Origin of the sequence: Inhella sp., from assembly GCF_041912635.1 — a bacterium.
GTDB lineage: Bacteria > Pseudomonadota > Gammaproteobacteria > Burkholderiales > Burkholderiaceae_C > Inhella.
Map to the genome: position 1 here is coordinate 133,651 of NZ_JAYRMO010000008.1, position 18,166 is coordinate 151,816.

18 protein-coding genes are annotated in these 18,166 nt (G+C 71.1%); 4 read left to right on the plus strand and 14 right to left on the minus strand.

Annotation, left to right across the window (positions count from 1 at the left end; genetic code table 11):
* Position 1: 1 nt before the first annotated feature.
* Together ACE3QP_RS06835 and ACE3QP_RS06840 are read right to left on the minus strand one after the other, a co-directional pair.
* On the minus strand, positions 2–1,480 hold the full coding sequence (locus ACE3QP_RS06835; RefSeq protein ID WP_374434680.1) for a M20/M25/M40 family metallo-hydrolase: 1,479 nt from the start codon (positions 1,478–1,480) through the stop codon (positions 2–4).
* A complete protein-coding gene (locus ACE3QP_RS06840; RefSeq protein ID WP_374434682.1) occupies positions 1,477–2,289 on the minus strand; it encodes a lysophospholipase in 813 nt (270 codons plus the stop codon). Before ACE3QP_RS06840 ends, ACE3QP_RS06835 begins: the two co-directional genes overlap by 4 nt.
* Before the next feature lie 33 nt (positions 2,290–2,322).
* On the opposite strand from ACE3QP_RS06840, the gene ACE3QP_RS06845 reads away from it, so the two are divergent.
* Positions 2,323–2,853 (plus strand): NAD(P)H-dependent oxidoreductase, encoded by a 531-nt coding sequence (locus ACE3QP_RS06845; protein WP_374434684.1) that lies wholly within the window; start codon positions 2,323–2,325, stop codon positions 2,851–2,853.
* The gene (gene kefC / locus ACE3QP_RS06850) at positions 2,850–4,670 is read left to right on the plus strand and encodes a glutathione-regulated potassium-efflux system protein KefC (RefSeq protein ID WP_374434686.1); all 1,821 of its coding nucleotides are present in this window, start codon (positions 2,850–2,852) and stop codon (positions 4,668–4,670) included. Before ACE3QP_RS06845 ends, kefC begins: the two co-directional genes overlap by 4 nt.
* Here the strand turns inward: kefC and ACE3QP_RS06855 are convergent.
* Complete coding sequence (locus ACE3QP_RS06855) at positions 4,659–6,074, minus strand: aspartate aminotransferase family protein (RefSeq protein WP_374434687.1); 1,416 nt, start codon at positions 6,072–6,074, stop codon at positions 4,659–4,661. The genes kefC and ACE3QP_RS06855 overlap by 12 nt on opposite strands.
* 83 nt (positions 6,075–6,157) lie before the next feature.
* Here ACE3QP_RS06855 and ACE3QP_RS06860 point away from each other — a divergent pair, with 83 nt between their 5' ends.
* Positions 6,158–7,063, plus strand: a complete 906-nt coding sequence (locus ACE3QP_RS06860) for a LysR substrate-binding domain-containing protein (protein WP_374434689.1) — start codon at positions 6,158–6,160, stop codon at positions 7,061–7,063.
* Between the two features lie 22 nt (positions 7,064–7,085).
* On the plus strand, positions 7,086–7,574 hold the full coding sequence (locus ACE3QP_RS06865; RefSeq protein WP_374434691.1) for a flavin reductase family protein: 489 nt from the start codon (positions 7,086–7,088) through the stop codon (positions 7,572–7,574).
* Here the strand turns inward: ACE3QP_RS06865 and ACE3QP_RS06870 are convergent.
* From ACE3QP_RS06870 to ACE3QP_RS06920, 11 genes are all read right to left on the minus strand, one after another.
* Positions 7,555–9,018 carry a hypothetical protein gene (locus tag ACE3QP_RS06870; RefSeq protein WP_374434693.1) on the minus strand — a complete coding sequence of 488 codons (1,464 nt, stop codon included), beginning with the start codon at positions 9,016–9,018 and terminating at the stop codon, positions 7,555–7,557. The two genes, ACE3QP_RS06865 and ACE3QP_RS06870, sit on opposite strands and share 20 nt — an antisense overlap.
* Entirely contained in the window at positions 9,015–9,935 is a 921-nt protein-coding gene (locus ACE3QP_RS06875; RefSeq protein ID WP_374434695.1) for an ABC transporter ATP-binding protein, read from the minus strand. Before ACE3QP_RS06875 ends, ACE3QP_RS06870 begins: the two co-directional genes overlap by 4 nt.
* Positions 9,932–10,333 carry a GntR family transcriptional regulator gene (locus ACE3QP_RS06880; protein WP_374434697.1) on the minus strand — a complete coding sequence of 134 codons (402 nt, stop codon included), beginning with the start codon at positions 10,331–10,333 and terminating at the stop codon, positions 9,932–9,934. The genes ACE3QP_RS06875 and ACE3QP_RS06880 overlap by 4 nt, the downstream gene beginning before the upstream one ends.
* Before the next feature lie 92 nt (positions 10,334–10,425).
* Positions 10,426–11,610, minus strand: coding sequence for a hypothetical protein (locus ACE3QP_RS06885; RefSeq protein ID WP_374434698.1), 1,185 nt, complete (start codon positions 11,608–11,610; stop codon positions 10,426–10,428).
* Positions 11,611–11,625: 15 nt separating this feature from the next.
* A complete protein-coding gene (locus tag ACE3QP_RS06890; RefSeq protein ID WP_374434699.1) occupies positions 11,626–12,111 on the minus strand; it encodes a hypothetical protein in 486 nt (161 codons plus the stop codon).
* Positions 12,108–12,689: an RNA polymerase sigma factor gene (locus ACE3QP_RS06895; RefSeq protein WP_374434701.1), complete on the minus strand. Its 582-nt coding sequence runs from the start codon at positions 12,687–12,689 to the stop codon at positions 12,108–12,110. The genes ACE3QP_RS06890 and ACE3QP_RS06895 overlap by 4 nt, the downstream gene beginning before the upstream one ends.
* 95 nt (positions 12,690–12,784) lie before the next feature.
* Positions 12,785–13,102: a YnfA family protein gene (locus ACE3QP_RS06900; protein ID WP_198111087.1), complete on the minus strand. Its 318-nt coding sequence runs from the start codon at positions 13,100–13,102 to the stop codon at positions 12,785–12,787.
* A complete protein-coding gene (locus tag ACE3QP_RS06905) occupies positions 13,099–14,895 on the minus strand; it encodes an ABC transporter substrate-binding protein (RefSeq protein WP_374434703.1) in 1,797 nt (598 codons plus the stop codon). The genes ACE3QP_RS06900 and ACE3QP_RS06905 overlap by 4 nt, the downstream gene beginning before the upstream one ends.
* 28 nt (positions 14,896–14,923) lie before the next feature.
* The gene (locus ACE3QP_RS06910) at positions 14,924–15,325 is read right to left on the minus strand and encodes a hypothetical protein (protein WP_374434705.1); all 402 of its coding nucleotides are present in this window, start codon (positions 15,323–15,325) and stop codon (positions 14,924–14,926) included.
* A gap of 156 nt (positions 15,326–15,481) precedes the next feature.
* Positions 15,482–17,266, minus strand: a complete 1,785-nt coding sequence (locus ACE3QP_RS06915; RefSeq protein ID WP_374434706.1) for an ABC transporter substrate-binding protein — start codon at positions 17,264–17,266, stop codon at positions 15,482–15,484.
* Positions 17,263–18,036 carry an ABC transporter substrate-binding protein gene (locus ACE3QP_RS06920; protein ID WP_374434708.1) on the minus strand — a complete coding sequence of 258 codons (774 nt, stop codon included), beginning with the start codon at positions 18,034–18,036 and terminating at the stop codon, positions 17,263–17,265. The genes ACE3QP_RS06915 and ACE3QP_RS06920 overlap by 4 nt, the downstream gene beginning before the upstream one ends.
* Between the last annotated feature and the right edge of the window lie 130 nt (positions 18,037–18,166).

Below are 18,166 nucleotides of genomic sequence, written 5' to 3' on the forward strand. Positions count from 1 at the left end.
CTCAGGGGTGAGCCGCGATCACCTGCGCGACGGTGGCCGTCAGGCGCTTGGCGTAATCGATGTGCAGGAACTCGTTGGGTCCGTGCGCATTGCTCTTCGGCCCCAGCACGCCGCAGACCATCATCTGCGCGGAGGGGAAGCCCTGCTGCAGCAGATTCATCAGCGGGATGGTGCCGCCCTGGCCCACAAAGCCGACCGGACGGCCGAACTGGGCGCGGCTGGCGCTGTCCAGCGCCTGGGTGAGCCAGGGCTGCAGATCGGGCGTGTTCCAGCCGGTGGCGCCGTAGGCACCCATGCGGCCATCGGGCTCGAAAGTGACGCGGGCGTTGTAGGGCGCGTTGTCCTCCAGCAGGGCCTTCAGGCGCAGCGCGGCGGCGTTGCCGTCCACCAGCGGCGGCAGGCGCAGGCTCAGCTTGAACGAGGTGTAGGGGCGCAGCACATTGCCGGCATTGGCCAGCGGGGGCATTCCGTCCACGCCGGTCACGCTCAGCGTGGGCTTCCAGGTGCCGTTTATCAGCACCTGCGCGGGGTCGTCGCTCATCGGCAGCACGGCGCCGCCGTCGGCGCCGCAGGCCCAGGGCAGGCGCTTGTAGACGGCCTCGCCCAGCACCGCGGCGGTCTCGCGCGCCTGCTGCACGCGCACTTCGGGGATGGGGCAGTGGAAGTCCTCGGGCAGCAGGGCGCCGGTGCGGGCGTCTTCCAGGCGGTCCAGCAGCTGGCGCATGATGCGGAAGCTCGAGGGCACGATGCCGCTGGCGTCGCCGCTGTGCACGCCCTCGGCCAGCACCTCCACTTTCAGCGTGCCGGTCACATTGCCGCGCAAGGAGGTGGTGAGCCAGAGCTGGTCGTAGTCGCCGGCGCCGCTGTCCAGGCAGACCACCAGGCTGACGTTGCCGAAGCGCGGCTTGAGCAGGTCGATGTAGGCGGGCAGGTCGAAGCTGCCGCTTTCCTCGCAGGTCTCGATCAGGCCGACGCAGCGCGGGCGCGGGATGCCGGCCTTGTCCAGAGCGATCAAGGCGGTCAGGCTGGCGTAGATGGCGTAGCCGTCGTCGGCGCCACCGCGTCCGTAGAGCTTGCCGTCCAGCAGCTTGGGCGTCCAGGGGCCCAGGTCACCGCGCCAGCCGCTGAACTCGGGCTGCTTGTCCAGATGGCCGTAGAGCAGCACGGTGTCGCTGCTGTCGGTCTTGGTGGCGGGCAGCTCGAACAGGATGACCGGCGTGCGCTCGGGCGCGCGCACCACTTCGAGCTTCAGGCCGTGCAGCACGCTGCCCTGGCGCTCCACCCAGGCGGCGGCGTCGCGCACCACGCGTTCGATGTGGCCGTTGTCGGCCCAGGCGGCATCGAACATCGGGCTCTTGGCCGGAATGGCGATGTAGTCGTGCAGGGCCGGCAGGATGTGGGCGTCCCAGATCTGGTTGCAGGTCTGGGCCAGATCGGCCGAGGTGGCGGTGCTCGTGGGGGCGGGGGTCGTCGTGTTCATGCGGGGAAGCGCTCGTCCAGCCAGTCACGCAGCAGGCCGAAGACCTGCTCGTGTTCGGGCTCGTTGAAGATTTCGTGGGCCAGGCCCTCGAAGCATTGGCTCTGCACCAGGGCCTGCGGTGCGGCGGCGGCAAAGGCCGCGCTGCCGGCGGGGGACACGCAGCGGTCGGCGCCGGCCCACATCAAGAGGGTCTGCACCTGCCAGTTCGGCGCCGCCTGCAGCAGCTCCTGGCCGCCATCGGCCACCAGGGCGGCCACGGTGGCGCTGACGCGGTCGTGCACCAGCGGGTCGTTCACATAGGCCTGCACGACGGCCGGGTCGCGGCTGATCCACGCCGGCTGCAGGCCGTTGCTCACCAGCAGGTGCGGGAACAGGCGCCGCGCCACCGCCAGCAGGGCCTTCTGGCCGCCGGTCATTCCGGGGTCGATGGCGGGGGAGCTGAGCACCAGGGCATCGGGGGCGCGGCCGAACGCCTCCCCGCGCAGCGCAGCGGCCACGGTGCGCCCGGCCACCAGGCCGCCCAGGCTGTGCCCCAGCAGCACCAGGGGCAGGCCCGGCGTCTGGGCACGCACGCTGTCCATGCACTCGGCCAGGTCTTCCAGCAAGCTGTGGATGTGCGGCGCATCGCCGCGCCGGCCCGGGCTGCGGCCATGGCCGCGCTGGTCGTAGCGCCAGCAGCCGTAACCCCAGTAGTTCAGGCGCGCCGCCAGAGCGTCGTAGCGGCCCTGGTGTTCACCCAGGCCGTGCACGATCAGCACCTGGGCGCGCGAAGGCCCTGAGGCCGGTTGGTGAAGCAGCTGGGGGAGCATCCGTGGGAGTTTAGGCGGGCACACTCGCTCCCCATGGCCGAAACCCTGATCCTGTTCGCCCACCCGGACTTGCGCCACTCACGCGTGCATGCGCGGCTGCGGCCCGCGTTGCAGGCCCTAACGGGGGTCGATCTGCACGATCTGTACGCGCGCTACCCCGATTACTGGATTGACGTGCCAGCCGAGCAGGCGCGCGCGGCCGCCGCGCAGCGCCTGGTGTTCATGCACCCCATCCACTGGTACGGCATGCCCCCGCTGCTCAAGCTCTGGCTCGATCAGGTCTGCACCCAAGGCTGGGCCTATGGCCAGGGCGGCCGCGTGCTGGCGGGCAAGCGCTTCCAGCTGATCGTCAGCACCGGCGGCAGCCCGATGGCCTACTCGGCCCAGGGCCACCACGGCCAGCCCTTCGAACACTTCCTGGCGCCCTACCGCCAGACGGCGGCCTTCATGGGCATGGCCTGGGAGCCGCACTGGGTCTTCCACGACGCCCACCGCGCCAGCGAGGCCGAGCTCGACGCCCACATCCAGGCGCTGTGCCAACACCTGCAGGAGCCGATGCTGTGAATGGGCATTCCGACTGGCTGGGCGCCGCCCTGGTCTACCTGGCCGCCGCTGTGCTGGCCGTGCCGCTGGCCAAGCGTCTCGGGCTGGGTGCCATCCTGGGTTATCTGGCGGCGGGCATCGCCATCGGGCCCTGGGGCCTGAAGCTGGTGGCCGATGCGGAAGGGGTGCTGCATGTGGCCGAGTTCGGCGTCGTGCTGATGCTCTTTCTTGTCGGCCTGGAGCTGGAGCCGCGCCGGCTCTGGCAGATGCGCCGGGCGGTGTTCGGCTGGGGCAGCCTGCAGCTTGTCGGCTCCACCCTGCTGCTGGGCGGTCTGGGTTGGGCGCTGGGCCTGAGCCCCACGGTGGCCCTGGTGGGTGCGCTGGCGCTGGCCATGTCCTCCACCGCCATCGGCCTGGGGGTGATGGGCGAGCGCAATCTCATGCCCACAGCGGGCGGGCAATCGGTGCTGGCGGTGCTGCTGGCGCAGGACATCGCCGCCATTCCCGTGCTGGCGCTCATTCCGCTGCTGGGCGCCGGTGGTGGTGCGGGCTGGCGTGGTGCGCTGCTGGCGCTGGCGGTGGTGGCCGGCCTGGTGGTGGGTGGGCGCCTGCTGCTGCGCCCGGCGCTGCGCTGGATTGCGCGCGCCAACACGCCCGAGGTCTTCACCGCCGCCGCCCTGCTGCTGGTGGTGGCCAGCGCGGCGCTGATGCGCTGGGCCGAGCTCTCGATGGCGCTGGGGGCCTTCCTGGCCGGCGTGCTGCTGGCCGAGAGCGAGTACCGCCACGAACTGGAAACCGATCTGGCCCCCTTCAAGGGCCTGCTGCTGGGCCTCTTCTTCATGGCCATCGGCATGAGCCTGGACTTCGGCGTGCTGCTGGCCCAGCCTGGCCTGGTGGCCCTGCTGGTGCTGGGCTTCGTGGCCCTGAAGGCCCTGCTGCTGATGGGCATGGGCCGCGCCATGGGCCTGCCGGTCGGCGAGCGCCCCTTCTTCGTGCTGCTGCTCGCCCAGGGGGGTGAGTTCGGCTTCGTGGTGGCGCAGGCGGCGCTGGGCGCGCAGGTGCTGCCGGCGCAGGACGCCGCGCTGCTGCTGGCGGCGATTGCGCTCTCCATGCTGTGCACGCCCCTGCTGCTGCTGGCCCTGGACCGCTGGTGGCTGCCGCGCCTCTCGGGCTGCGCGCCCAAACCTGAGGTGCCCACGCTGGAGGCCGGCGCGCACCAGGCGCCGGTCATCATTGCCGGCTTCGGCCGCTACGGCCAGATCATTGGCCGCCTGCTCTCGGCCCAGGGCCTGCAGGCCACGGTGCTGGACCACGACGCCGAGCAGGTGGCCAGCGTGCGCCGCTTCGGCTGGGAGGCCTACTTTGGCGACGCCACGCGCCTGGACTTGCTGCGCAATGCCGGCGCGGCGCAGGCCAAGGTGTTGGTGATCGCGCTCGACGACGCCGCGCAGAGCGAGAAGCTGGCCCAGCTGGCCGGCGAGCATTTCCCGCAGCTGGTGCGCGTGGCGCGCGCCCGCAACGTCAGCCATTACGCCAAGCTGCGCGCGCTGGGTGTCGAGCACATCGAGCGCGAGACCTTCGAGTCTTCGCTGCGCAGCGCGCGCACGGTGCTGGAGCAGCTGGGCCTGCCGGCGCACGAGGCGCGCCAGCTCGCGCAAGCCTTCCGGGTTCACAACCTGGAGCAGCTCGACGCCATGCTGCCCCACTTCGGCGACGAGCAGCGCCTGATCGCCCTCAGCAAGCAGGGCCGCGAGCAGCTGGAGCGCCAATGGGCGGCCGAGCGCGCGCGCCAGCGCGGCCCGCTGCGCGAGGGCTGGGCGGACGACTCAGATCGCTGAGTCACCCGCTGAGACCCGCTGCAAAGCGGCTTCGACGCGGCGCAGATCCGCGGCCCGCGTGCGCCAGTTCGAAAACGCCGCGCGCAGGCCCCAGTGGCCGTTGAACAGGGTCGGGGTCAGAAAGACCTCGCCTTCGTCACGCAGGGCTGTCATCAGGGCCTCGATGCGTGCCCGCCCAGCCGCGCCGGCGGGCAGATCGGCGAGGGTGAAACAGACCACGTTCAGGCGCACCGGCGCCAGCAAGCGCCAGCTCGTGCCGGCCTCGATCCACGCGCCCAAGCCCTGCGCCAGCTCGACGCATTGGCGCACCACGGCGGCCGCCCCTTCGCGCCCATAGGCCTGCAGCGCAAACCAGGCCGGCAGGGCGCGCAGGGGGCGCGAGTTCTCGGGGGTCAGGTGCACGAAGTCGGGCTGCTCGCCCAGATCGCCCAGATAGGCGGCCTGGTTCTGGAACACCGCGGTTTGAAGGTCCTGCCGGCGCGTGAACTGCACAGCGGCGTCGTATGGCACGTTCAGCCATTTGTGCAGGTCCACGCAGATCGAATCGGCCTGGTTCAAGCCCGCCAGCTTGGGCGCGTGCTCGGGCAGCAAGGCGGCAAAGGCGCCGAAGGCGGCGTCCACATGCAGCCAAAAGGGCCGTGTCTGGGGCTGCTGCGCGCGCAGCGCGGCCAGGGCCTGCAGGTCGTCGAAATCCACGCTGTTCACCGTGCCGGCATTGGCCACCACGATGGCCGGGCCGGTGCTGAGGGCGGCGGCCATTGCCGCCGGGTCCACCGCCTCGCGGCCCGGTAGTTGCGCCACCGCCTGCACCGCGTTGCGCCCCAGGCCCAGCATCGCCGCGGCCTTGTGGATGCTGCTGTGCGGCGCGCCGCTGAGGATGCGCAGCGGCGGCAGGCCGCCCAAGCCCTGCTGTGCGGCGGAACCGCCGAGCTCGCGCGACAGCCACTCGCGCCCTAACGCCAGGCCGACGAAGTTCGACATCGTGGCGCCGGTGACGAAGCTGCCGCTCCACTCCGGCCCCAGGCCGAACAGCGCGGCCAGCCAGGCGATGCACTCGCGCTCCAGATCGGGCGCGCTGCTGTCCAGGCCGGAGGTGGGGTTCTGGTCCCAGGCGCTGGCCAGCCAATCCCCCGCCAAGGCGGCCGGGGTGGCGCCGCCGGTCACGAAGCCCAGGTAGCGCGGGCCGGCGCTGGCGGCAAAGCCGGGGGCGTAGCGCTGCTCGAAGTCCGCCAGCGCCGCCGCCAGGCCCTGGCCCTGCTCGGCCAGCGGCTGGCGCGGCACCGGTTGCGGGCGCACGGCGGCGGGCCACTCGGGCAGGGCCTGCAGCGTGGCGATGGCGGCCTGGGCGGCCTGGTTCATCAGGGTGGGCAGGGCGTGCAGTTCTTGGGCTTGCAGCGGGCTCATCGGGGGCTCCTGGGGAATGGCTGCAGTCTGCGCCTGGCGCGCCGATGCATGGCTCGGTTTTGCTTGTGTTCTGATCGGTTTTCATGAACGAAAGCCTGCCCTCGCTGAACGCGCTGCGTGTGTTCGAAACGGTGGCGCGCCTGCAGCATTTCCGCCGCGCCGCCGAGGCCCTGAGCCTGAGCCCGGCGGCGGTGAGCCAGCACATGCGCCAGCTCGAAGCCGCGCTGGGCGTGGCCCTGTTCGAGCGCAGCCGCCAGGGCGCGCAGCTCACGGCGGCCGGGCGCCAGCTGCAGGCCGGCGTGGAGCCGGCGCTGGCGCAGCTGCGCGACGCGGTGCAGTACGTCAGCGAAGGCCGCGCTCGCGCCGCCCCCACACGATTGCGCCTGGCCGTGCTGCCCTCGCTGGCCACCTGCTGGCTGTACGCGCGCCTGTTGGACTGGCAGCAGCTGCACCCGCAATGGGAGCTGGACCTGCAGGCCAGCACCGCCGTCCAGGCGATGAAGGGTCTGGACGCCGCCCTGCGCTTCGGCCCCGGCCGCTGGCCCGATGCCCTGGCCGAACGCCTGGCCGGCGACCGCTTGGTCGCCGTGGCCGCGCCGGCTCTGCTGCAGCGCCTGCCGCTGGCCGCGCAGCGCGAACCGGCTCAGCTGTTCGCCCGCCTGCCCCTGCTGCGCCACAGCGCCACCCCCTGGGCCCCCTGGCTGGCCGAGGCCGGCCTGGACGCGCACGGCCTGGACTGGCGCGCCAGCCTGCGCGATGCCGGCGTGCAGGTGGCCGCCGCCCGCGCCGCCCAGGGCCTGGCGCTGACGCGCTTCAGCCTGGTGGCCGACGCCCTGGCCAGTGGCGAGCTGCGCCAGGTGCATCCGCACAGCCCCGCCACCGACTGGGCCTACCACCTGGCCCGGCCGCGCAGCGGGCGCCTGCACCCGGGCCTGAACGCGCTGCGCGACTGGCTGCGCGCGCAATTCCACGCCAGCGGCTTGAATTGAGGGCTGCAAGGACAATGGCCGGATGACCGCCGACTTCGACGCCCCTACTTTCCGCTCCGCCCTCGGCCTGTTCGCCACCGGCGTGACGATCGTGACGGCGCGCGGCCCCGACGGCCGCCTGGTGGGTCTGACGGCCAACAGCTTCAACTCCGTCTCCCTGGCCCCTCCCCTGGTGCTGTGGAGCCTGGCGCGCCGCGCCGGCTCGCTGCCGGTGTTCGCGGCGGGCAGCCATTACGCCATCCACATCCTGGCGGCCGAGCAGATCGAGCTGGCGCGCCGCTTTGCCACGCCGGAGATCGACCGCTTTGCCGGCCTGGGCCTGGAAGAGGGCGCCGGTGGCGTGCCCTTGATTCCAGGCTGCGCGGCGGTGTTCGAGTGCGCCAACCGCAGCCAGTACGCAGAGGGCGACCACATCATCTTCGTGGGCCAGGTGGAGCGCTGCGCGCACCGCGCGGGCGCGCAACCGCTGATCTTCCACGGTGGGCGTTACTTCACCGAGCTGCCGCTGTAGTCGGCTCAGGGGCCAGCCGGCCCACCGGGAAGGGTGCGGGGGCCTGGGCCAGGCGTTGCCAGCGCCAAAGGGACCAGGGCAGGACGAGCAGGATGGCTCCCAGAGGCGCGGCGGCAAAGGGCCAACCCAGTCGGGCCAGTGGCAGGGCCGCGAAGCAGGCCAGCAGCACGCCGCCTTGAGCCAGCCAATCCTGCTGCTGCTTGTGGGTCAGGCGAGCCAGATTGACCAGGCTGCACAAGGGCACCAGCAACAGGCAGCCGGCCAGGGCCACGCCCATTGCAGTCTGCGTTTCGGCCTTGCAAAAGGGCAGAGCCAAGACCATCAGCAGCAGCACCAGGCTCCAGGCCAGCAGCCCGCGCGTCAGCCAGCGAAGCGCCAGCGCACGGGTGAGCACGCCCGGTGCGGGTGAAAGGCCGGGCAGCAGGGCCAGCAAGGCCTGCTCGCGCCGCCGCCGCCACAGGGCCTGAAAGCGCGAGACGTCGGCCGAGAAGGCCAGGCTCAGCACGCCGATCCAGAGCGCGATCAGGCTGTCGCCCAGGCCTTGCGAGCCGGGCTTGGAGACGCTTTGCGCCCACCAGAGCAAGGGCCCCAGCACCAGGCCAATCTGCAGAGCGACCCAAAGCTGCACGCACCAATGGGCGCTGCGCGACAGCAGGTGGTCGACGCGGGCCACCGGGTCGGCCCGCAGCACGCGCTGGAAATGCCATTCGCGTGGCCAGGTGAACCAGCCGGCCAGCAGGCTCAGTAGGCGATCGGCCCAGCCCTTGCCAGGCATCCAGCCGCGCTGGGCGCTGCGGCGCGACTGCAGGCGGGCGGCATGGTCGCGGCGGTGCGCGGCATCGCCATTGCCGACCCAACGCCACTGTGCCCACAGGCACAGGGCGGCGCCCAGCAGCAGGCCGGGCCAGGAGCCCATCAGCGCCATCAGCGCGGCCAGTGGGGTCTTCAGCGCGGGCAGGGCCTTGACCAGCAGAGCCACCAGTGCGAGGACAACGGGCGGCAACAGTACCAACGGCCAGACCACGCGCGGCCGGCGCAGGATCCAGAGCAGCAGCACCAGGCCCGGGGCCAACAGCAGCAGCACGGCAGGGCTCAGACCCCAGAGCAGGCTGCAGAGCAGCGCCAGCAGCATCAGCGTGATCCCAGTGGCCAGCCAGCTGGCGTGCTGCAGCGCGCGCCGATGGCCCGGTACCAAGCGCGCCCAGCTGGGCTTGTTCTGCGCCCAGAGCTGCAGGAAGGGCCAGGAGAGCGCCAAGCTCAGCATCACGACGCCAAACGTGTACACAGCCGAGCGCCAGGCCGAGCCGCTGATGTGGACCAGCAAGGTCATGACCAGCAGCGGACCCAGCAGTCCAAGCAGTCGGCGCTTCCAGCTCAACTCTTGCGGCAGCAACCACCGCATGCGCAACCACACCATGGCCTGCGGGCTCGGCACGCTGCTCATGCCAGCCCCTCGAACAAATCTTCCAGCGTCACCGCCTGCACCAGGGTCTGCTCGCTCTCGATGCGCGGCCGGCGCACCAGCAGCCGCGGCCCGAAGCGCGCCAGCAGCTCGCCGCCATGCGCCTCGGCGCCCGGCCCCTGCACCCAGCGGCATTGCTCCAGCAACTCGTCCAACGGGCCCTGCAGGCTGATGCGGCCGCCCTTCAGGAAGGCCACATTGAAAGCCACGCGCTCCAGGTCGCTGAGGATGTGGGTGCTGAACACCACTGTGGTGCCGCGGTCCAGCACCTGTTCCACCAGCTCGCGCAGGAAGTCGCGCCGGCCCAGCGGGTCCAGGCTGGCCACGGGTTCGTCCAGCACCAGCAGGTCGGGCTCATGTGCCAGCGCACGGATGATGGACAGGCGCTGCTGCTGGCCGACGCTGAGCTGACCGATCAGCTGGTCTTGCGGCAGCTCCCAGCGGCTCAGCAGGCCTTCCGCCTTGGCCTCGTTCCAGCGCGGGTAAAAGCTGCGGAAGTAGGCCAGCAGCTGGCGCGGGCTCAGGTCTTCGAACAAATCGCTTTGCTGCGGCACGTAGCCGATGCGGGCACGCGCCGCGTCGTCCAAGTGGTTGGCCGGCTGCCCGAACAGCTGCACCTGGCCGGCCTGGGGTTCGCGCAGGCCCAGCAGGGCTTCCAGCAGGGTGGTCTTGCCCGCGCCATTGCGGCCCAGCAGGCCCACCACCTGGCCGGGCTGCAGCTGCCAGTCCAGCCCGGTCAGCACCGGGCGGCTGTTGCGGCCATAGGCCAGGCGCAGGCCTTCGATCTGCACCGGCGGTGCGCTCTCGGGCGGGGCGGCGGCGTGCAGGGCCAGGCCGGCCTGCGCCGGCGCGCTGTGGCGCGGCGCCTTCCACCAGGGCAGGGCGTGCAGGAAATTCATCGCGGGCTTCCTTCGTCGTCAAGCAAGCGCTCCAGCAGGCTCAGCACCTGCTGCTTGGGAATGGCCAGTTCACGCGCCTCGGCGCAAACGCGCTCTAGCGTCGGGCGCAGGCGCTCGATGCGCTCGGCCTTGGGCGCGGGGCGTTCGTGGCCGGCGGCGATGACCATCGAGAGGCCGCGGCGGCGCTGCAGCAGGCCCTCGGCCTCCAGCAGGCCATAGGCCTTGGAGATGGTCATCGGGTGCACGGCCAGCAGGCCGGCCAGTTCGCGCACCGAGGGCAGCTCCTGCCCGGCCTTCCACTGCCCGGCGGCCACACGGCGGCGCAGCTGCTCCATCAGCTGGCGGTAGATCGGCTCGGGGCTGCCGGTCTGGATCTGGAACTGGATCGGGGTGTCCATGTGCACTAGTGTACGGGTGCACTAGTACAGTTAGTCAAGCCCCCGCAATGAGAAAGGGGCGCCGGTGGCGCCCCTGAGTGGGTGAAGCGGGTTCAGGACGACTTGCGGGCCGGCTCGGCCGGGCGGCGCTCGTGCCGCTCGGGCTTCTTGGCATCCGCCGGCAGCTTCATCAGCGCGGCATCCGGTTCGCCGCGCTTGATGTTCTGCAGGCGGTAGACGACTTCACCGCTGCGCGGGTCGAAGTCGCGGCTGTAGACGGTGAGCGAAAGCTCGGGCGAGGTCCAGACCTCGCGGCTGATGACGATGGGTTTCTCATTGCCCAGCTTGCCGGCCTCGATGGTCCAGGTGCTGCGCTCACCGGTGACCTTCACGCCCTCGATCTCCTTGGCTGGCAGCGGCGTCACCACGGCCTCGCCGCGCGGGGCGAACTGACCCCAGCTCCAGCCAGGGCCCGCCAGGGCAGGCATGGGGGGCATCGGGGGCATGGGCGGCAGCGGCGCCATGTGCACGCCGGCCGGCAGGTCGGAGAGGCGGATCACGCGCACATCGCGCTGGCGGCGCGGCTCGCCTTCGGCGCCCTTCACCGTCACATCGGTCTCGACCACCACCGCCGGCTCGGGCTTGGCTTGGGGGGCGGCCGGGGCGTCGGGGGTGTTGGGCGCATTCGGTGCTTTGGGCGCCTGCGGCGGCACGGGCGGGCGCGGCAGGTCCTTGAAGTGCTCGCGCATGCGCTGGCTGAACTCACGGCCCCAGCGTTGCCAGGCTTCGTGGTCGACATCGGCCCAGGCCATGCCACCGCCGCCCAGCAGGCGGCGCACCGCCTTGGTCTCGGGGTTGTAGACCCGGGATTCCTTGGTCACCGGGTCGCGGAAGTAGACGAGTTTGTCGCCTTGGCTATCGCCCTGGGTGCGCTGCACCTCGCGGCGCGTGCGGCCCTCGCCGTCGCGGCACAGGCGGGTGCTCTGCTTGCGCACGATGCGGTTGCCGTCGGCAAGGGGCTGAATGGTTTCATGCACGGCATCCGCGCAGTAGGGCGCGCCCTTGACCACGCGCTCGCGGCCGAGCTCGAAGCCGGCGAACAGATCGGCCGGCAGGCGTTGCAGTTCGACCTCGCGCACCTGCTCCATGGCGAGCTTCATGTGCTGCTCGGCGCGCGCCACATCGGCCTGCACGCGCGCTTCGATGTGGCGGTGCAGCTCTTCCCAGCGCGGTGGCTCGGGTGCGGTCGGGGCGGTGTTGGCCAGCAGGCTGACCAGCAGGGGCGTGGTGATGGACATGGCGGGGACCTCTCTCTATTGCACGAAGCGCACGGCCAGCACCTGGCCGCTGCGGTGGACCATGACCTCGGCGCGCACGTTGTCGCCGGCGCGCGCGGGGTCGTAGGGCAGGCCGAGCAGCGCCAGGCGCTCGCGCGGCATCTCGGTGGGCACGATCCAGACGGTGTCGCCGTCGGCGCGCGCTTGGCTCCATTCCTCGGGGCTGACCAGGGGCAGGTAGCCGCTGCTGATGGGGGCGGGCTTGACCGGCTCCAGCTGCAGCAGGCTGAGCGCGAACAGCAGGGCCAGCAGCGTCAGCAGCGCGCCCGAGCCGGCCAGCCAGCGCGACGGTGCCGCCACCGTGCCGCCGGCCAGTTGCAGCTCGGGTTGGGCGCGCAGCTGGCGTTGCTGTTGCTGCATCAACTGGCGCAGCACGGCGGCATCCTGTTCGGGGCTGGGGCGGCGCTGCGCCAGGGCCTGGGCCGATTCACGCAGCAGCTGCTGCAGGGTTTGCGTGCTCATCGGGCACCTCCGAGCAGATGGGCCAGGCGGTTGCGCGCGCGGTGCAGGCGCTGGCGCAGCTGCTCCTCGCTGACGCCGGCAATGGCGGCGGCTTCGGCCATGCGGCGCTCCTGCAGATCCACCAGCACCAGGGCCTCGCGCTGGTTCCAGCTCAGGCGCGCCACGGCCTGCCACAGCGCGGCCTGGTCCTGCGCCCGCACCAGCAGGGCGTCGGGGCTGGCGCCATGGCCGGGCTCGTCGTCATCCGTCTGTTCCGGCAGGGGCTCGCAGCGGCGTCGCCACTGCGTCAGCAAATGGTGGCGCGCGATGCCGGCCAGGTAGGCCCCCAGGCTGCCGCGCGCCGGGTCAAAGGCGGCGGGCTGGGCCAGCAGGGCGCTGAAGGCCTCCTGCATGGCGTCCAGCGCCGCGGCCTCGTCTCCGGCCAGGGCCAGCGCGTAGCGGTAGACGGCGCCGGATTCGCGCCGGTACAGCCGCGCCAGCGCTTGGCCATCGCCCTGGGCCAGGCGCTGCAGCAGCGGGGAGTCGTCCTCGGCGGCGGGCAGGGCCGCGCGGGCGCCGAGGCGGGAGAGCCAGCTCATCTCGGCCAGCATGGCAGGGAGCACTGCGGTTTGCATGCCCCTATGCGCGCCGGGCACCGGTTTTGTGACTCGGTGCTAACCCGGCGTGAAGGAAGTCAGCGGGGCTGAAAGGCGATCAGGGCCATGCCGCCCAGGGCCAGCGCCACGCCCGCCAGATCCCAGGGCGTGGGGCGCACGCCGTCTACCGCCCACAGCCAGGCCAGCGCCACGGCGATGTACATGCCGCCATAGGCCGCGTAGGTGCGGCCCGCGGCCTGCGGGTGCAGGGTCAGCAGCCAGGCGAAGAGGGCCAGGCTGAGCGCGCCGGGCAGCAGCCACCCGGGGCTGGCGCCTTCGCGCAGCACGCGGTAGGGCAGCCAGCAGCCGAGGATCTCGGCCAGGGCGGTGAGCGCGAACAGCGCGAAGGTCTTCACGCGGGCAGCTTGGCCACGTCGATGTCCAGGTTCTGGAACAGATCCACCCAGAACAGCTGGCGGCGATAGCCGATGACCCAGGGCTGGGCCATGTCGTTGATGAGGCGGTGCACATGCACCTTCATCGGCATGTAGGCGGCCTGGATGCGCTTGGCCTCGTGGAACAGGGCGTCGCGCTCGGGGCCGTCGGCCATGCTCTGGGCCTGCTCGTAGAGCTTGTCGAAGGCCGGCAGCTTGAAGCGCGAGTAGTTCTGCTGGCCGGCCTGCGGGCCATAGAGGCGCTGCAGCATGCCGATGCCATCGGGGTACTGCGCCGTATTGCCCAGCATCCACAGCTGCAGCTTGCCGGCGCGCGCCTGCTTCAGCTGCTCGGGCCACTTGCCGTGGAAGAACTTGGGGCGCAGGCCGATGGCGCGCAGATTGCGGTTCCACAGCTCGTCGAACTGGCGCGAGAGCGAGTCGGGCTGCGAGGCGATCTCGATCGTCAGCGGCGAGCCGTCCGGGTGCTCCCGGTAGCCGTCGCCGTCGCGGTCCTTGTAGCCGTACAGATCCAGCAGGGCCTTGGCCTTGGCGGGGTCGTAGTCGCCGTTCTCGCTCTTGTAGGCCGGGTCGTAGCCGGTGGTGTGGGGCAGCACCAGGGATTGCGCCACCACCGCCTGGCCGCGGCGCACGCGGCGGATCTCGGCGTCGATGTCGAGGCACAGCGAGATGGCCCGCCGCAACGCCACCCGGTGCGGCTCGTAGCCGCCCAGCTGCGCGTCCTCCATGTTGAAGAAGGTGAAGGCGCAGTCGGCCGCCGGGTGACGGTAGAGCTGCATGCCGCGCTTGGCCAGGTTGGGGGCCAGCTTGCCGCCGGGCAGGGCGACGTCGATGAACTCGGGCGGGATGCGCTCGATGAAGTCGTGCTCGCCGTTCAGGAAGCTCAGCCAGCGCGGCTGCGACTCCTCGATCGGGCTGATCTCGACGCGGTCGATCAGCGGCAGGCGCTTGCCCTTGAAGTGCGCGGCGATGCGCAGCGCCTCGGGGTCGGTGGCGGCGGTTTCGTAATAAACCTCGCGGTAGCTGGGGTTGCGCTGCAGCACGATGAGGCTGGAGCGCCGCCACTGCGCCAGACGGTAGGGGCCGGTGCCCACCGGGTGGGCCTGGAGCTCGTCGCCATAGGCCTCGACCACTTCGCGCGCGACCGCACCAAAGAGATCGTTTTGCGCCAGGATCTCGACCAGGCGCGGGCGCGGGGCCTTGAGCTTGAACACCAGGGTGTAGCGGTCGGGGGCCTGCAGGCCCTCGATGCGGGCGTCGTAATTGAAAGGCTGCTTGGTCTCCAGCGCGCGGCGGCGCAGCTCGGTCAGGCCCAGGATGCCCTGCTCCTCCAGTGAGGGCCACATCGGGCTGGTGGTCTTGGGATCGGCAAAGCGCATCAGCGCAAAGATGAAATCCTGCGCCGTCAGTTCGCGCTTGGCGCCCTTGAAGGCCGGGTCGTCCTGGAAGTAGATGCCGCGGCGGATCTGGATGCGGTGCTCGGTGAAGTCTGCATTCGTTTCCGGCAGGGCGGTGGCGATGCGCGGCACGATGCGCGCCGGGCGCGCCAGCGGGTCGTAGCCGTACAGGGCCTCAAAGATGTGGCTGGTGACGATGCGCGAGTAGATGTCCGAGATGCGCGCCGGGTCGAAGCCCGTTTCGGCGATCTGGAAAGCCATGCGGAAGACCTTGGGGCGGGCAGCGGTCTGCGCGCGGCTGGCGGCGGCCAGCGGCAACAGCGCCGCGGCCAGGGTCTGGCGGCGGTCGAGCATCATGGGGAAGCCTCGAGGAAGGGGAGAGGGGTCAGTCGCGCGGCTGGCGCGCGCATTCCAGGGCGCTGAGGGCGCTCTTGGTCGGGCCGCGCAGCTGCTCGGCCGCCGGCTCCTTGGGGAAGCTGAGCCGGTACAGGGCCGGCCGGCCGGAGATGCGCTCGACCATCACATGGGCTTCGGCGCGCGCCTGCAGCACGGCGCAGGCACCGCGCAGGGCCAACTGGCCCAGCAGGCTGTCGCTGGCGTTGCCGGCCTCCAGTTCGGCCAGCGAGAACTCGGGCTCGCGCTCCAGTTCGCGGAAGGCCGCCCCGCCCGCTGCCACCACATTCACGGTGGGCGGCTGCACCGCCCCCATCGCGCTGACAGCCAAGCCCGGCGCCGGGCTGGCGGCCAGCAGGGGCAGGGTGGTGCAGACGAGGCAGAGCAGGGACATGGAACCGATCGGGCAGGAAGACAAGACCGCGCGGCGTTGCGCGGCGGGCGCATGATGCCCAAAAACGGGGCATTTTGCCGTTTGGCAGGGGGGCTTGGAAGGGCAAATTCCGCCTTCTTGAGGAGACGCAAGCACCCGCCCTGTGCCACAAAACCGTCATCGTGCGGCCGCGGCAGGGTCCACGTCCACGTACTCCCACCAGTTCTGCCAGAACAGCGGGCGGCGATAGCCGCTCATCTGCGTGCGCTCGATGTCGGTGAGGAAGCGGTGGCCCTTGAACTTGATGGGCATGTAGGCCACCGCCAGCCGCACGGTGCGGGCCATCAGCGCCAGGCGCTCCGGGCCTTCGGGCAGGGTGATGATCTGCTCGTACAGGCTGTCCATCTCGGGCAGGCGGAAGCGGCTCATGTTCTGGCCGCCCACCTGGGCGCTGTGGAAGCGCGCCAGGCTGCTCTGGCCGTCGGGCTTGTCGGCGCTGGTGGCCACCATCCACATCTGGTACTTGCCGGCGCGCGCGGCCTTGAGCTGCTCGGGCCATTTGGCGGCCTTGAAGTCCACGCACAGGCCGATGCGCTTCATGTCCTTGTCGAAGCGCTCGTCGATCTGGCGCTGGAAGGCCTCGGGCGTGGTGTTCATCTCCAGCTTCAGCGGGCCGCCGTCTGGCGCGTCGCGGCAGCCGTCGCCGTCGCGGTCCTTGTAGCCGTACAGGTCCAGCAGGCCCTTGGACTTGGCGGGGTTGAACTCGCCGTTCTCGGTCTTCAGCCGCGCGTCGTAGCCCACGGTGTTGGGCGTGTAGAAGCCCTGCGCCGGAATCGCCTGGCCGCGCCGCACCAGGCGGATCTCAGCCTCCAGGTCCATGCCGAGGCCGATGGCACGGCGCAGCGCCACCTTTTCAGGCGCAAAGCCGCCCACCACCGGGTCGTCCATGTTGAACATCTGGAAGTACACCTCGGAGTTGAGGGTGCGGTGCAGATGCATGCCCTGCTTGGTGAGGTTGGGTGCGAGCTTGGCGTTCGGTGCGGCCAGGCTGATGAAGTCCTCCGGCACGCGCTCGATGAAGTCGTGCTCGCCCTTCAGGAAGGCCAGCCAGCGCGGCTGGTTCTCTTCAATGATGGCGATCTCCACCCGGTCCACCATCGGCAGGCGGCGCCCCTTGAACTTCTTTAGCAGGGCCTGGCCTTCGGCGTCGTCGGCGTTGGGCTCGGCGTCGTAGAAGCGCTCGCGGTAGTCGGGGTTGCGCTCCAGCACGATGCGCGAGCCGCGCTTCCACTCCGTCAGCACGAAGGGGCCGGTGCCCACCGGGTGGGCCATGGTGTCATCGCCATAGGCCTCGACCACCTCGCGCGCCACCGCGCCGTACAGATCGCCCCCCGCCAGCTCCTGCAGGAAGCGCGGGTTGGGCTTGTCCAGCACGATGCGCAGGGTGTAGCGGTCCAGCACCTGCAGGCCCGGAATCGGGCGCTCGTAGTCGAGCCCGCGCTTGGCCTTCTGCGCCTGCTCGCGCAGGGCCTTCAGGCCCTGGATGCCCCAGCTCTCCACGCTGGTCCAGCCCGGGCTGGGGATCAGCGGGTCGGCGAAGCGGCGCAGCGCGTAGGCGTAGTCGGCCGCCACCAGCTCGCGCTTGACGCCCTTGAAGGCGGGGTCGGCGCTGAAGTAGATGCCGGGGCGGATGCGCGCCGTCCACACCGTGAAGTCGGCATTCGGCGTGGGCAGCTCGACGGCCGTCATCGGCTTGAGCTTGGCCGGGCGCGCCAGGTGGTCGTAGCTAACCAGGGGCTCGAAGATGTGCGGCGTGATGGTGCGCGAATACAGGTCATTGATGCGCGCGGGGTCGAAGCCGGTCTCTGCCACGCGGAAGGCGTAGCGCAGGGTCTTCTTCGGCGCCTCGGCCTGAGCGAGGGCGCACAGGGCCAGCAGGCCGGCCAGCAGCAAGCGTTTCATGAGGGGTCTTTCAGGTCCAGCACGTTCCACCAGTTGTTCTGGAAGACGGGGCTGCGGAAACCGACCAGGCGGGGGCCCGTCAGCGTGTTGTAGATGCGTCGGCCCTTGGTCTTGTAGGGCATCAGGGCGGCGGCCAGGCGCTCGCTGCGGCGCATCAGCGCGGCACGTTGCTCGCCGTCGGGCAGCACGGCAATCTGCTCGAACAGGGCGTCCATCTCCGGCAGCTGGAAGCGCGCCAGGTTCTTGCCGCCCGCCTGGGGGCCGTGATAGATCGCCAGCGCCTCCAGGCCGTCGGGCGTGTGGGCAGCCTCGGTCACGGTCCAGAGCTGGAAGCCGCCGCTGCGGCTGGCCTTGAGGTTCTCGGCCCACTTCGCGCTCCTGAAGCGCACGCGCAGGCCCAGGGCCTGCAGGTCCTTGCGGAACACCTCGTCCAGCTGGCGCTGGAAGGCGGTGGGTTGCGTCAGCATCTCCAGCTCCAGCGGCTGGCCTTGCGGGTCCTCGCGCCAGCCATCACCATCGCGGTCGCGGTAGCCATAGGTATCCAGCAGGCCCTGGGCCTTGGCGGGGTCGTACTCGCTCTGCAGGCTCTTGAAGCCGGGGTCGAAGCCGCTGGTGTGCGGAAAGTAGAAGCCCTGGGCGGGCACCGCCTGGCCGCGGCGCACGGCGCGGAACTCGGTGGCCAGGTCGGTGCCAAGGAGGCTGTCGGGCTTTGGGCATGCCCCGCGTTCGAGCGGGAAAGGGGCCAAGGCTAGGCGGTCGGGCGCAGCCATACCGGGCGTCTGGCAAGCGCGGCCAACAACGCATTGGCCCCTTTCCCGCTCGAACCCTCCGGGCTGGGCTGCCAGGGCCTGCCATGCGTCGTTGCCGCCGCGGTGTGGGGGGCCGCCACACGCCCCGGCG